This is a genomic window from Acinetobacter sp. Lyrl_1 (genome assembly GCF_051948795.1).
Classification (GTDB): Bacteria; Pseudomonadota; Gammaproteobacteria; order Pseudomonadales; family Moraxellaceae; genus Acinetobacter; species Acinetobacter towneri.
Window position 1 is genome coordinate 1 of the sequence record NZ_JAYJLK010000123.1, and the last position, 365, is coordinate 365.

The 365-nt window shown below is 48.2% G+C and carries 1 protein-coding gene; it reads right to left on the reverse strand.

Annotated elements, in window-relative coordinates:
* On the reverse strand, window positions 1-365 hold a 365-nt coding region (locus tag VF675_RS13830; RefSeq protein ID WP_440205402.1), incomplete at both ends, for an Ig-like domain-containing protein.

The following is a 365-nucleotide window of genomic DNA, read 5'->3' on the forward strand; positions in this document are numbered from 1 at the left end:
TCAGCAGCACTGATGGTTAATGTCGGTGCTGTCGTGTCAACCTGATAATCATGTGTAGCAGTCACAGTCGTGCTATTGCCAACCGCATCGTGTGCAATCAGGATCGCGTCAATGATGCGATCTCCATCTGCAACCAGTTCGCTGCCTGCAACACTGGTGATCCAGCTGCCATTTGCCTGTACTGTCGCTGTGTAAGTGTTGCCATTAATCAGTAGTGTTACCTGATCACCTGCAACATATTCACCTGTGACTGTTCCACTGATGGTGACATTCGTTCCTGCTTCTGCTGCATTGAGGATGTCATCCGTTGCAACCGGATTAATGTTTAATGTCGCTGCTGGGGCAACAGTATCTACTGTTAATGA